This is a genomic window from Acidobacteriaceae bacterium (assembly GCA_028283655.1).
GTDB lineage: Bacteria > Acidobacteriota > Terriglobia > Terriglobales > Acidobacteriaceae > Granulicella.
Map to the genome: position 1 here is coordinate 2,132,359 of JAPWKE010000003.1, position 13,093 is coordinate 2,145,451.

General features: G+C 59.2%; 12 protein-coding genes and 1 tRNA gene. 6 read left to right on the plus strand and 7 right to left on the minus strand.

Features of this window, described 5'->3' with window-relative positions; all coding sequences use genetic code 11:
- Positions 1-46: 46 nt before the first annotated feature.
- A complete protein-coding gene (locus tag PW792_11925; GenBank protein ID MDE1162639.1) occupies positions 47-1,081 on the minus strand; it encodes a metallophosphoesterase in 1,035 nt (344 codons plus the stop codon).
- 171 nt (positions 1,082-1,252) lie between these two features.
- On the opposite strand from PW792_11925, the gene PW792_11930 reads away from it, so the two are divergent.
- Both PW792_11930 and PW792_11935 read left to right on the plus strand, forming a co-directional pair.
- The gene (locus PW792_11930) at positions 1,253-1,441 is read left to right on the plus strand and encodes a hypothetical protein (protein MDE1162640.1); all 189 of its coding nucleotides are present in this window, start codon (positions 1,253-1,255) and stop codon (positions 1,439-1,441) included.
- Between the two features lie 138 nt (positions 1,442-1,579).
- Positions 1,580-3,241: a ribonuclease J gene (locus tag PW792_11935; GenBank protein ID MDE1162641.1), complete on the plus strand. Its 1,662-nt coding sequence runs from the start codon at positions 1,580-1,582 to the stop codon at positions 3,239-3,241.
- Between the two features lie 60 nt (positions 3,242-3,301).
- Here the strand turns inward: PW792_11935 and PW792_11940 are convergent, their stop codons facing one another.
- Complete coding sequence (locus PW792_11940; GenBank protein ID MDE1162642.1) at positions 3,302-5,548, minus strand: oligopeptide transporter, OPT family; 2,247 nt, start codon at positions 5,546-5,548, stop codon at positions 3,302-3,304.
- An 81-nt stretch (positions 5,549-5,629) separates the two neighbouring features.
- Entirely contained in the window at positions 5,630-6,535 is a 906-nt protein-coding gene (locus tag PW792_11945) for a tetratricopeptide repeat protein (protein MDE1162643.1), read from the minus strand.
- A 243-nt stretch (positions 6,536-6,778) separates the two neighbouring features.
- On the opposite strand from PW792_11945, the gene PW792_11950 reads away from it, so the two are divergent.
- Positions 6,779-7,396, plus strand: coding sequence for a phospholipase D-like domain-containing protein (locus tag PW792_11950; protein ID MDE1162644.1), 618 nt, complete (start codon positions 6,779-6,781; stop codon positions 7,394-7,396).
- Positions 7,397-7,417: 21 nt separating this feature from the next.
- Here the strand turns inward: PW792_11950 and PW792_11955 are convergent, their stop codons facing one another.
- Positions 7,418-7,852, minus strand: coding sequence for a hypothetical protein (locus PW792_11955; GenBank protein MDE1162645.1), 435 nt, complete (start codon positions 7,850-7,852; stop codon positions 7,418-7,420).
- A gap of 140 nt (positions 7,853-7,992) precedes the next feature.
- On the opposite strand from PW792_11955, the gene PW792_11960 reads away from it, so the two are divergent.
- A tRNA-Thr gene (locus PW792_11960) sits at positions 7,993-8,068 on the plus strand.
- Between the two features lie 106 nt (positions 8,069-8,174).
- Positions 8,175-8,804, plus strand: a complete 630-nt coding sequence (locus PW792_11965) for a hypothetical protein (protein MDE1162646.1) — start codon at positions 8,175-8,177, stop codon at positions 8,802-8,804.
- Between the two features lie 65 nt (positions 8,805-8,869).
- Here the strand turns inward: PW792_11965 and PW792_11970 are convergent, their stop codons facing one another.
- Together PW792_11970 and PW792_11975 are read right to left on the minus strand one after the other, a co-directional pair.
- Positions 8,870-10,366, minus strand: coding sequence for a glycosyl hydrolase family 28 protein (locus PW792_11970; protein MDE1162647.1), 1,497 nt, complete (start codon positions 10,364-10,366; stop codon positions 8,870-8,872).
- 434 nt (positions 10,367-10,800) lie between these two features.
- Complete coding sequence (locus PW792_11975; GenBank protein MDE1162648.1) at positions 10,801-12,000, minus strand: hypothetical protein; 1,200 nt, start codon at positions 11,998-12,000, stop codon at positions 10,801-10,803.
- A gap of 94 nt (positions 12,001-12,094) precedes the next feature.
- On the opposite strand from PW792_11975, the gene ispF reads away from it, so the two are divergent.
- Entirely contained in the window at positions 12,095-12,718 is a 624-nt protein-coding gene (ispF, locus tag PW792_11980) for a 2-C-methyl-D-erythritol 2,4-cyclodiphosphate synthase (GenBank protein MDE1162649.1), read from the plus strand.
- On the opposite strand, the gene PW792_11985 is transcribed toward ispF, so the two are convergent.
- Positions 12,715-13,092: a type II toxin-antitoxin system VapC family toxin gene (locus tag PW792_11985; protein ID MDE1162650.1), complete on the minus strand. Its 378-nt coding sequence runs from the start codon at positions 13,090-13,092 to the stop codon at positions 12,715-12,717. The two genes, ispF and PW792_11985, sit on opposite strands and share 4 nt — an antisense overlap.
- Position 13,093: the final 1 nt, after the last annotated feature.

Sequence of the window (13,093 nt, forward strand, 5' to 3'; positions counted from 1 at the left end):
GCCGCCCCGGTTTTAGGAGCGGCCTTTTTGTATTGAATCGTTTTGCCTAATGCTGGATCGTCACCGTGCCATCCAGGGTGCGGGTGAACTTGTGCAACAGCGCGCCGTTGGGATCGAGATGACGAAGAATCATCTCTGTTTCCGTAACCTGCAGGTGGCTGAATCCATGGATCTCCTGGATGTAGCCTGAGTGCTTCTTTGGCGGAATCGGATAGAGCGTTGCGCCGCCACCGCCGGACATGAAGAAGCTGGTGGCAAGCCCGGATATCTCGATGTGCTGCATGTCATGGTCATGCCCGGCAATGTAAAGCGGCACGTTGTACTGCTGAAAGAGCGGGCCCCAGTCACGGATCAAGGTCTGGTTATCCCCGTGCTGTCCGTTGGAGTACAGAGGATGATGCCCGAGCACAACCGTGAACGGTGTGGTCGTGGGCAGAGCAAGCTCAGCTTCCAGCCACTCGATCTGCGCCAGTCGCTGCGCATCGGACATGACATAGTAGTTGCCCGAAGGAGGAGGCTGCGCCGGTTCGTTCGGCATGTTGCTATCGAGGCAAAGGAACGTGACGAGCGGGTTTGTCGCAGGCAATGAGATGCGGTAAGACTGCGCCGGCATCGTCCAACGCGTTGTGTTGTCGAGCGCGTACTGCAACTCGGCCTGATACTTGCTGACTGGCGCGACCTGATAATCGTGGTTGCCGGGAATCGCAAGCGCGGGGCAATCGAAGATGTCTTCTGGATACATGGCTTCGAACTGCGTGATGAAACGCGAACTAGCCGACCCGCCTTTGAGGTTGCCGTAGAAGTTATCGCCCAGCAGCAGCAGACCATCCGGCGTGAAGCCGTGCGTCTGCACGTAGCTCTTCATGCCAAACGCCACGGAAGCCTGATCGTTCGGCGTACCGTCTTCGCCCCAGTCTCCCACCATCAGGAAGTGCGAAATGCCGCCGGTTACGGGATCGACCTTGCCCGCCGTGGCGTTGATACCAGTACCGCAGCCTGCGAGCAGGCTGGCCGCGCTGAAGGCAAAGGAACGTTCCAGAAACTGGCGACGGGTTATCTCTTTTTTCGGATCGTCAGGCATAAGCAGGGTTCAGAGGTAGCTCTATTGTAGGAGTCGAATCGCTTTCGGTGAAGCCTAACGCGTAACGGTACGCAAACGTTTTTCCGGGAACTTCGCAGCACCACAACGCGTACCTGGAAATGTAAGACGTGCTGGAAGAGCTTCCGGTGTACGTCTCCAAGGAGTGACACCATGCGGCTTTTGCTCTTCATCCTGCTGCTGATCGTCTGCTGGCCCGCAGCTCTTGTCGTGGCGGTGCTCTACCCGATCCTCTGGCTGCTACTGCTTCCTTTCCGCCTTATCGGCGTCGTGACGAGCGGCGTTTTTGATCTGCTCTCAGCGATTTTCACGTTACCTTCGCGCGTTCTGCGCGGAGCCTAAGTGTTTCCAAGACCGCTGCAGTTCAGCGAAGTACGTTGTGATCCACTGCACGTCTCTTCGACGGGAGGAAAGTGTTACGTTGCTCACGTCTCATTGAGTTGTGCGCAGAGTCATCCTGCTGCGATAAACTGAAGATCCATGGCTAGTGAAAAACTGCAAGTAATCCCGCTCGGGGGCCTAGGTGAGTTCGGTATGAACTGCCTGGCGCTGCGTTTTGGCGACGATATTCTCGTCATTGACGCGGGCCTCATGTTCCCCGAAGAAGAGCTGCTCGGCGTCGACATCGTTGTGCCCGACATCAGCTACCTGATCGAGAATCGCGACAAGGTTCGCGCCATTTTGCTGACACACGGCCACGAGGACCACATCGGCGGACTGCCGTGGATCCTCAGCGAGCTGAACGTGCCAGTCTATGGCACGGAGTTCACGCTGGCTTACGTCGAAGGCAAGCTCGAAGAGCATCGCCTGCTCGATGATGCCGATCTCGTCGAGATGCTGCCCGGACGGCAGTTCACAATTGGGCCCTTCTCGGTTCGCCCGATCCGCGTAACGCATTCGCTGGTGGACTGCGTCGCTCTCGCGATCACGACGCCCGTCGGCATCGTGCTGCACACCGGCGACTTCAAAATCGATCTCAGCTCTCCGGACGGCCATCCGTTCGACCTGCAGGCGTTTGCTGACCTCGGCAAGCAGGGCGTCCTGCTGCTGCTGCAGGACTCCACGAACGTCGATCGCTCCGGCTTCACGCCGGGTGAGCGTTCCGTGATCCCACGGCTCGACGACATCTTTGCCGCGACCAAGAAGCGCCTGTTCTTCTCCTGCTTCTCGTCCTCGATTCACCGCATCAAGATCGCGATGGACCTGGCCTACAAGCACAATCGCAAGGTTGCGCTGATCGGTCGCTCGATGGATAACTCCACCGAAATCGCGCAGGACCTCGGCTATATCGAACCGCCGCCAGGACTCATCATCCATCCCAGCAAGATCCGCGAGTATGCCCCGCACGAAGTGTGCGTGATGATCTCCGGTACGCAGGGTGAGCCGATGAGCGCGCTCTCGCGTGCAGCTGTGGACAACCACAAGTTCGCGAAGATCGAGTCCGGCGATACCGTGCTGCTGTCCTCGCGCGTGATCCCCGGCAACGAAAAGTCCATCTATCGCGTGATCGATCACCTCGAACGCCGCGACGCACGCGTGATTCATGACGACGGCACAAACGGCCTGATCCACGTCTCCGGACACGGATCAAGCGAAGAGCTGCGCATGATGATCAACCTTGTGCGCCCGAAGTTCTTTGTGCCCGTGCATGGCGACTACCGTCACCTGAAGCGGCACATGGAGTTGGCTATCTCGACCGGCATCCCGGAAAAGGTGATGCTGCTCGAAGACGGAGATGTCTTTGAGACGAACGGCCGCGAGGGAGAAAAGGTTGGCAAGGTAACGACTGGACGGGTTTGCATCGATAACAACTCGACCGCAGACGTTGTGCTGGATACGGTCATCCGTGATCGTAAGCACCTTGGAGCCGATGGCCTCTTCCTGCCAATCATTGCGATTAACAAGCGTACTGGCCAGATTGAGGGTTTGCCCGAGATTTCGACGCGCGGCTTTGCGGCGGATGATCCTGAGCTGCTGCGCAACGCCCGCGATGTGGTGTCGCGTACGATCGAGCAGTCTTCCCACGAAGAGCGCCAGGACTATGGCGTGATGAAGGACAAGGTTCGCGGCGATCTGAAGCGCTTCCTACAGAAGAACGCGAACCGTCGTCCGCTGATCATGCCGATCATCCTCGAACTCTAACTCCCTGTTCTAAACACACAAAGGCCGCGCTTCTCAGCGCGGCCTTTGTGTGTTAGTTCCCTACTCTTCGTTCGAGGTAAGCGTGGGCGCTTGCTCCAGCGGCTTACGGGCGAAGTAGTACAGGCTGTAGGCCAGCGCGGCGAACGCCAGCACGCTCACCCAATCCTTGTGCAGCGGATTGCTTTCGCTGAAGCGCGGAATGGTTTTTTCCGTGGCCGCCTCGTAGAGCTTCACGCAGACACCGAGCAGGCCCATGATGCCGCCCGCTGCAATAAGCCCGGAGGCGTAGAGCGAGCCAGGAGAAACCTCTTCGCTCAGTTCGTCGTGCGCAGTCTCTCCGCTCGAACGGCGCACCGCCTCGTCTACCAGCCAGCGCACGACTCCACCGCAGAAGATCGCGAGGGTTGTGCCGATCGAGAGATAGGCTCCGACCGCAAAGGTCAGCGAGCGGATGCCCAGCAACTCAATGCCGATCACGAGCGTGACGCCAAGCAGCACGAGGCTCCACGGCAGTTTGCGGCTCAGGATGCCGTTGATGACCGTAGCCATCAGACGACCTTGCGGTGCCGCAGCCTTTTCGCTGCCAATGCCCTGCACCCACTGCACTTCGATCTCGTGCGTTGCCGGGTTGTAGAGGTACTTGCCGTCCTCAAGCGTTGTCGATCCGATAGCGTTCAGCAGAACGTAGCTACGAGCGTTCTGCATCTCGGTGTGCGAGGTCTGGCCGCCGGGCGACTTCAGCGTCAGCGTAAAGTGATCGCGCTTGAACTGCCCCTGATTGGAAACGCCGTCGGGCAGTGCAGCCAGTGAAATCTGGCGCGCGACGGGAAGCTTCTGGAAGCTTTCAAGCCCCTTGTTCATCGCGTTCAGCGTCGCTCCGATGGAGAACGTCGAGATGATGACGCCGATCATCAACGCGACCTGCTGCTTCCACGGCGTTGCGCCGATCAGGAAGCCGGTCTTGAGGTCCTGCGAGGTATCTCCGGCGTTCGACGCGGCGATGCAGACCATGCCACCGATGGTGATGGCCAGCGCGCCGAAGGCGGGCGCGGTCCAGCCTTTGACGAGGAAAATGGCAGCCGTCGCCATCAGCGTGGCGATCGTCATGCCGCTGACCGGCGAAGAGCTAGAGCCAACGATGCCCACAATGCGCGCCGAGACTGTGACGAAGAGGAAGCCGAAGACCAGCACCAGCAGCGCTGCGGCGATGTTTGCCAGAAGGCCGACCTGAGCGCCGGGGACGGGCTTGAAGTGTAAGAAGATCACGATCATCAACAGCAAAACGGCGCTGCCGCCAAAGATCACCCAGTTGGGCAGGTCATGCTCGGTGCGCAGAGTCGCGCCTTCCTTCGTCGCCGTCGCAGACTTCTTGCCGAGCGAGCCTTTGAGGGCTCCGACGATCGTGGGGGCCGTACGGCAGAGCGTAATGAGACCGCTGGCGGCCACCGCTCCCGCGCCCATCGGGCGAACGTAGGTCTTCCAGAGCGAAGAAGGGTCCATCATGCTGATGGGAATCGTTCCGGGATAGAGCGGGCCAGCCAGATGCTTGCCGAAGAAGACGATAGCAGGCATCAGCACGAGCCAGGAGAAGACACCTCCCGCGAGCATGACTGCCGCAATGCGGATGCCGATGATGTACCCCACGCCGAGGTACTCCGGCGTGACGTCGGCGCGGATGGCAGCCCCCTTGAGGATCTGCTGGCCGCTGGGGTCAAAGTTCGGCTGATAGTTTGGGGTCGCCGGAAAGAGGCTGAGCAGACTCTCGTTCTGGAAGAGCGTGTAGAGCCCGCCGAGGCCGAGGCCAAGGAAGACCCGGCTGGCGAACGACCCACCCTGCTCACCGGCCTTCAACACATCGGCGCAGGCCGTGCCTTCGGGATAGGTCAGCGTGCCATGCTCTTCGACAATGAGCTGACGACGCAGCGGGATCATAAAGAGCACACCGAGCCAGCCACCAAAGAGCGCCAGCGCAAAGATGCGGAAGCTCTCCAGATCGAAGCCTAGGAAGATCAGAGCAGGCAGCGTGAAGATGACGCCGGAAGCGATCGACTGGCCCGCGTTGCCGGTCGTCTGGACAATATTATTTTCGAGAATCGACGCCTTGCCAAAGGCGCGCAGAATCGAGATCGAGAGGACCGAGATAGGGATGGAAGCGGCTACTGTAAGTCCAGCACGAAGACCGACATACACCGTAACAGCACCAAAGATGATGCCGAAGATCGAGCCAAGAAAGAGCGCGCGGAAGGTTAGTTCTTTGGGGCTCTCACTGGGGGGGACAAAGGGGCGAAACGTGGTGCGCTCGGCCATGGTGCAGGCATCTCCTAGCAACGGTTGCGTTTGCAGGGAGTGTATCAGTGAGGGCTTAGTAAAGCCCTGCCTTTGTCTGGTTTAGCTCGCCGCTTCCAGCGTCCGGCCGAAGCGGCTGACGATGGCAAGGCGCTCCCCACCGAGGATGCGCTTGGTCTGGGCGCGTGCATGGTTCGCCCACGGTCCCTGCGGGTCCAGGTGTGAGTACGCCGTCCAGTGCTTCAGCGCGCGACGCGGCTCCTGCAGGCGTTCAAAGGCCAGCGCAAGGTTGTAGTGGGCGTCGGCATACTGCGGAACGAGCACGAGAGCGCGCTCATAGGCTTTGATCGCCTCGGGCAGCTTCTGCATTTCGTCCAGCACGTTGCCGAGATCGAAGAATGCCAGCGCGTAATCAGGATCAGCCTCGGTGGCCTGCCGGTAGAAACGCTCTGCGGAGAGGAAGTCTCGCTCGTTGTAGAAGATCGTCCCGAGGTTGATCGACGCAGCAGCATGCCGTGGATCAGCGACCAGGATCTCCTTATAGAGCTTCTTGGCTTCATCCAGCGTGGTGGGAGCTTCTTCCAGACGCACAGCCCGCAGGAACATCTCCTGCAACTGACCGGGATGAGGAAGAGCCTCAAACGCGTTGCGCTGCACGACAGCGATCTTCTGTGAGGTGTAGTCGAAGTCAAAGCTGAGCTGGCGGGTCATGGGGTCAACCAGCGCCCCACCTTGCCGAAACGCGACGCGCGAACCGTTCGAAACGGCCACGGACTCCATCAGAGGGTTCGCCATGCCGGCGACACGCTGCATGGCGTGGACCGACTCGCGAATGCTCTTGACCGAGATGCGGGTCTTGGCAAGGTCACGAAGCTTGCGCAGCTGCACCAAGTGATCGAAGGTGTACTGCTCAGAGGCTACGACCAGACCGGCACGCTCCCAGGCGGCCAGCTGGCGGGAGGGCAAGCGAAGGATACGGAGAACGTCTTCCCGGCGATATCGGCTCACGGCGCTCGTCTTTCGGATGCTCAGGTTCAACAACCACTCCCAGCCGAATCCCGCTTGGCTGGATTCCTTGAGATGGAGTATGCGGGGAGTTATTGCCACATTCAAGCGTTTCATGCATGGCAAAGCAAGATATCCGTGGATAACTCGAACCAAGCGTGGTTCCGCATGGCTTTTCAACAGAAAACGATGTCGCTGGTGATGTCAGCCGCTTTCCGCAGCCAAGGAACGTAGACTGTGCCGGTGATGAAGAAGAAGACATGGCACGCCGTGTTGGTCCTGGGAGTCAGTTCTCTGCTGATGGGATGTCAGTCGCCTGCACCGGTGAGAACGAGCGGTGGCATCGAGACGCATTACTCCCCTGCCGAAAACCTCGAAGCCATCGACACGGCGTTGATTCGTTCTGCCACGAAGACGATCGACCTCTGCGCGTACAGCCTGACGGATCATGCGCTGGGACAGTCGCTGATGGAGGCCGCAGGGCGCGGCGTGCAGGTGCGGATCTACATGGACCAGGTGCAGACGCAGGGTGAACTCGCGCGCGAAGACCGCAAGAGTTCCACGGAAGACGATGAGGCCGACACGACGAGTTCGCTGCTGGTACTGCGCGCACTGCAGAAGACGTCGAACGTCCAGATCGAAGTGAAGCATTCGAAGACACTGATGCACCTGAAGAGCTATGCCGTGGATGGAGCGACGCTGCGTTCAGGCTCGGCGAACTTTTCGCCTACAGGAGAGAAGCGTCAGGACAATGACCTCATCCTGACGCACGATGGCGCGTCCGTGGATCGCTTCGAGCGGAACTTTGCCGTTCTGTGGGCGCGACGGGATAACGTCGGACTCGATGAGCTGAGAAAAAAGTAACTGCGCGAAGAAGAGCCCCTGCTACTCGGTAGAAGGAGGGCCATTCTTCCAGGTGCCTTCACTCTTATGTTTGCCGAGAGTCTCCTCAGCCGCGTGGCGGTACTCGAGAAGATGCGTCTTGCACGCCGTAAGGTCCGTGCCGTCGATGGCCTGAATGCGGCAGGACGTGAGCGTAAACATCAGGCTGTCGATGGCAGAAAGAACAAGCTTCTCGTTGTCGGTGTAGGCCATGGAGGCCAGGTTGGTGCGCGTGGTCTTCAGATTCGCCATCTGTGAGTCCAGAGCAGCAGGCGCAGCACCAAGATCCACCGCTTCGGCGGCATCAAGCGTACTTTCTGCAGCCGTGACGTAGGTGTTGCTCAGGGGATCGTTGGCTGGCCTGGGTGGAGGGGCAAGCTGCGCCATCGCCGCTGAGCAACCAGCCGCAAAAACGAAGGAAAGGAAAATGATTTTCATGTACGGCAAATCTCCTTCAGACCACTCGCAGAATACTGCGACACGCCAGTGTCAGACCCACGGAAAGCAGCTCAGGTTGCTCTAAGTGCCATCATTTGGATTTCCACTGCCTTTCCCGTAGAATGGTCTAGGAGCAATTGGCCGACGTAGCTCAGTTGGTAGAGCAGCTGATTCGTAATCAGCAGGTCAACGGTTCAAGTCCGTTCGTCGGCTCCATTCTGCTTCATCCCCTCACAAATTACTCGATCAGCTCGATCTCGCTCCGCTTCATGGTTTGCGATGCGGTGTTTTCGTGCATCTCACTGTCTCGAGGGTATTTGCGATGAAGAATTCACTCCATAAGACGGTCGCGTCTGTTGCTATTGCTTCCTGCATGGTTCTAGCAGTTGGCTGCAAGAAGACAGCAGACAACTCCTTGAACTACCGGACAGCCATCAACGACTACTACACGGCACATCCAGCCTGCCTGTGGTCCACTCCGCAGAAGTTTCCGATGCAGATCGACACCTCCGACGCCGAGAAGACCGGAGGCTTTGATGCCCTGTTCAACCAGGGCTTGCTGAATCGAACGACAAACGAGAAGAAGACCATGATCGTGATGAGCAAGCAGGTCACAAACTATGATCTCTCCGACAAGGGGCGCGCAGCCTGGACAGCGGATACGACCGACCCCAGCTCTGGGAACTTCTGCTACGGACATCGCAATGTGTCCTCGATTGACAGCTCAACGCCGAACAACGGTGACGTAGGCTCAACCACTCAGGTGGGCTACCACTGGGCCTTCGGAGATGCCGCCGGATGGGCAAAGGCTGCTGGCGTGCAAAGCGCCTTCCCTGCCGTCGCCACAAACATGGCTGGCAACGGTGCTGCGACGAAGACGCTGACCGATACGAGTTCTGGCTGGAAGGTCACGAGCCCGGCTTCCGCCGCTGATGGCAGCATTGTGGAGTAAGCGTACGCACCAGAAGAGAAAGGCCGCCCAGAAGATGGGCGGCCTTTCGTTCGTCTGCACGAAAACTAACGCATCGGCACAAACTTACCAGCGCAGGGATCGGGCAGGCCGCCCGTTGGTGTGGTGACGTTGCCAGCGCTCATCTGCAGATGAACACTCGGGTTCAGCTTTGCGGCCGCTCCAAACGGGATGTTCGTCCACGGCACCAAGACCTTCAGGTCAGCGAAGGCTACGTGGACCTGCTCCGGCTTGATGCCCTTGATCGTGACGTCGCGCAGCGTCACCTCGGTGCGATGCTCGTCGTTGAGGCCAGAGATCAGAACGTCGCCGGGCGTTTCGCTGTAGATGTTCTCCAAAGAGATGCGCTTGTAGTCGGGGATTTTGTCACCGGTATACTTCGGGTCAGCAAACGGTTCGACCGTCTTGTTGGTGTACCAGGGCGAGATGGCGATTGGGATCGGTACATCCCGCATGCAGACGTTGCGATACACCAGATCGTGCACCGGGCCGCCGCGCTTCACGTTGCTTTTGATACGGATGCCGGAGGTGGTGTGGTCTTCGACAAGGCCGTCGACAAGCAGGAAGCTCTGCCCGAGCACGGTCTCCGAGCCGATGCTCATTCCGTGGCCAGAGTAGAAGTGGTTATCGAGCACGCTCATATGGCTGACACCCTGCTTGATGGCGATATTGTCGTCGCCGTTGTCGATCCACGAGTGTGCGATGGTGATGTTGGTAGAGGTTCCGGGATCGATGCCGTCGGTGTTGCGAGCGTCCTGCGTCTTGTCCGTCGGCGTCTGCAGGTGGACTCCCCAGGCGGTGAAGCCGTCGGTGTGACCCACGGAGACGTGGAAGTTCATGCTGTTGTGCAGGGTGATGTTGTAAAAGGTCAGGCCGTCGGCGTGATCGGCGACGATCAGCTTCGGAGCGAAGTAGAGGTCGTCGTGTGGCTCGGACTTGCGAGCGAGCTGCCACCAACTGTAGTCATGGCCGACGAGTTGGTGATAGCCGCGACCGTCAATGACGCCGTCGCCCATCAGCCCGGCGTTCTTTGCGTTGCGGATGCTGAGAAACGGTCGGCAGCCACCTTTGGGGCGAGCAGCCTGGTTGGTGGAGAACGTGGGCAGGTTCGTCGGGCGAGGTATAGCCGTACCACAGAGGCCCAGCTTCTTGCCATCGACCTCCACGTCGTAGTCGGCAGGGTTAACCGAGGCGTAAAGCGTTACCTTCTTGTCGATCAACAGCGTTACGCCGTCCTTCAGCTCCAGCGGGCCACTGAGGAAGCTGTTATAGCCGGGATTCCGCAGAACCGGGTCTTTCAGCACAGGCATGGCCAGCTCCACAGCTTTTCCTGCGCCACAGGTGTCTATCGCCTTTTGGATCCGCTCCGTGTCCGCGTGATCCTCACGCTGGACAAAGCCGCCTTTGCTATCGGCGGTCAGCGACGCGACAAGACGGGTACAGACCGGCGGCACCTTCGGCTCAACCACTGCGCGAGTGTCCTGAGCGTGTGTAACGGCTGCGAGAGAAGCAAAACAGAGAGCGGCGACAAGAAAGGTTCGCATGGCACCTGACAAACTAGCACATTGCTGTCAGACAGGTCATGCCGTCAGCGGCCCGCCCTCCTCGACGTCCTCTCCCTGAACGCTCCTCACCGCCAAGAGGCAGGGAGAAAAGATCATCAGCAAGGCGGCAAAGAAGACGGCAAGGTTGTGCATGGACTCTCCGGGGCGCGTGCGCGTGCGCTTTCGGAGTTATCGGCGAGCAAAAGCATCTGATGAGCCGCAGTTTCTGCCGCGTTTTCCACAACGCTTCTGGAAAGCGAAAGGGCCGCCCGGCAACAGGGCGACCCTTTCTTCTATGGGAGGCAGTTCCAACGGAGGCAAAGCCATTAGAACTCTCTAGGTGCAAGAGTATGGTCGGTGGTGGGTCATGTCAAGGTATTCCTTCTGGAAAACGCAAGGCCTTTTTTTGCAATTACTTAGCTGAAATAGCTACGTCATTCCCCATTTTCTTTGGGTTTTTCCGGGGCAGCTTGGGAATTCTCCTTCTGGAACTTCGGCGGGGCATTCTGGTTGGCCAGATGCAGGCGGAGGAACTCAGGTTCTACCGCCGCAGGCTTGCCCCGGAGCACGCGAATGGCCGCTCGGCCACCTCCGAGGAAAAGTCCCAGAAGAACCGCTGCCGAGCAAAGGATGCCGGCAAGGACGGCGATGTTGGCCAGCAGGCTGGCCGTCTTGCGAACCTCACTCTGGAACTCCGGAGGAGGCGCTCCTGCGTCTGTCGTCGCCATCATCTTGAGATGGATGCCGGCGATGAACTTCGTCGCCACTTCCCGCGGATAGGTTCCGCTGGCGACCAGAACGAGCGTGCCATCACGACGCGCGCTGACCTCCGTGAACTTCGACCCCAAGCCAGGGAAGATACCGTTCAGGTGCTTCAGGTTCGCGTCCGCGATCTGCGGCGTGGGGTAGAGCAGCAGCGTGAGCGTTTCTTCGCCGTGCTTGTCCTTGTAGGCTGCGGTAACGGCTTCAGCGCTCTTGTCCCAGCCGAGGTTCGCAGCAGGCAGCACACCGCCCTGCGCCGAGTATGTCGCAGGGCCGAGAGCGTAGCGAACGCTGCCAGGGAGGAGCCATTTGCCCGGAGGAACGTTGGGAAGCAGAGGCGGCAGAGCCTGCGCTCCGCGGACAGCAGGAAGCGAAGCCGCCAGTGCCTTCAGGTCGCGAATGCGGGCTTCGTCCTTGGTCGTAGAACCGGTGTCACGAGCGACGGGGAAAGCGAGCACGACGACGGATCCCTGCTGGAAGAGCAACGCGCCGTCAGCATAGGCACTGTGTGCTCCAAGGAGTTTGTCGTCAGCCGAACCGGACGTACGCAGCAACGTGAACGCCGCGAAGGCTCCCGAAAAGTCGGCAAATTGGACAGCTTCGACGTGAAGCTTGCCGTCGGCGTTCTGGAAATCCGACACCTGAGAACGCTGAGGATTGTCTTCCGCGAGCGCAGCTTTGTTGGCGTTCACCAGCGACATCGCAGGCTCATCAGGAGCGGACGCAGGCGTCGCGGTCTGCCAGCTTCCAAAGCTGGGAGGCAGCAACGAGTCGTGCGCCGGAACAAGATTCGTGGTGGTGCTTTGCGCGGTCGCGACAGAGGCAACGACTGCAAGAAGGCCGAGAGAAATAAAAGAGCGAGCAAGCTTCATACGCTATGGGAGAGAGTACACCGCAGGTCCTTCCCTGCCCGGCGGCGACAGCTAGTGCATTAGACACCGGAGAGGTCGAGTTAGAATCAGGCTTATGGGTATGCGCATCGGTCTCGGGTTTGATTCACACGCGTTCAAGGCGGGAGTTCCGCTAGTCATTGGCGGTCTCAAGATCGAACATCCCGAGGGCCTGGCCGGACATTCTGACGGCGACCTGTTGCTCCACGCCATTACCGACGCCTTGCTGGGCGCAGTTTCAGCTGGTGACATCGGTACGTTCTTTCCGCCGACCGATCCCAAGTGGAAGGGTGCGGATTCGACCGTATTCCTGCAGACGGCGCTGGAAGAAGTCGCCCTCGCGGGCTACAAGATCGTCAACCTGGACTGCGTGCTGATCATGCATCGGCCGAAGATTGTGCCGATCGCCGAAAAGATGCGCGAACGCGTCGCGGACCTGCTTGAGATCGACATCAAGAACGTCAGCCTGAAGGGCAAGACGCCTGAAGGCCTGCCGCAGGATGGCACGGCCGTGGCACACGTTGTCGTGTTGCTGGAGTCGATTAAGCTGCCGGACGAGCACAAGAAGCTGACGCTGCACGCAGAGACGCCCTCTGATGCTGATATCGACGGCGTGTTGAGCACGATCGCGACGCAGCCACATGACATCTCCGCGCTGGGCCGCAAGGTTCCGGCGTTTGATCCTGAGGATTTGACCTAGGTCCGAAGCGTACGAACGCCATACTTTTTGAAGATGGCATCACTGGTCACGATCACAAGACCTTCAACCTGCGCCTGAGCGATCAAGAGGCGGTCGAACGGATCTTTGTGATGATCCGGCAACTCAGCGGCGACTTCACAATGCGAAGCCTGGATCGGAAGCATGGCGAAAGCATTCTTCGTCGCTACTTTTTGCGGGGAGCCGCTAAACGCTAACTTGCCTTTTGTTCGCTTGGTCGAAATCTCCCAAGAAGAAACTGCACTAAAAAAGACCTCGTTGGAGAGGTCGCTAATCTCATCTCTCCATACCGCAGGCAGGCGAGTGGAATCCTGAACGTACCAGAAGAATGCGTTCGTATCGAGAAGAAGCTTCACG

Coding starts and splice junctions, on each gene's coding strand:
- PW792_11925 (MDE1162639.1), bottom strand. CDS start 1,081: ATGCCTGACGATCCGAAAAAAGAGATAACCCGTCGCCAGTTTCTGGAA.
- PW792_11930 (MDE1162640.1), top strand. CDS start 1,253: ATGCGGCTTTTGCTCTTCATCCTGCTGCTGATCGTCTGCTGGCCCGCA.
- PW792_11935 (MDE1162641.1), top strand. CDS start 1,580: ATGGCTAGTGAAAAACTGCAAGTAATCCCGCTCGGGGGCCTAGGTGAG.
- PW792_11940 (MDE1162642.1), bottom strand. CDS start 5,548: ATGGCCGAGCGCACCACGTTTCGCCCCTTTGTCCCCCCCAGTGAGAGC.
- PW792_11950 (MDE1162644.1), top strand. CDS start 6,779: ATGAAGAAGAAGACATGGCACGCCGTGTTGGTCCTGGGAGTCAGTTCT.
- PW792_11955 (MDE1162645.1), bottom strand. CDS start 7,852: ATGAAAATCATTTTCCTTTCCTTCGTTTTTGCGGCTGGTTGCTCAGCG.
- PW792_11965 (MDE1162646.1), top strand. CDS start 8,175: ATGAAGAATTCACTCCATAAGACGGTCGCGTCTGTTGCTATTGCTTCC.
- PW792_11970 (MDE1162647.1), bottom strand. CDS start 10,366: ATGCGAACCTTTCTTGTCGCCGCTCTCTGTTTTGCTTCTCTCGCAGCC.
- PW792_11975 (MDE1162648.1), bottom strand. CDS start 12,000: ATGAAGCTTGCTCGCTCTTTTATTTCTCTCGGCCTTCTTGCAGTCGTT.
- ispF (MDE1162649.1), top strand. CDS start 12,095: ATGGGTATGCGCATCGGTCTCGGGTTTGATTCACACGCGTTCAAGGCG.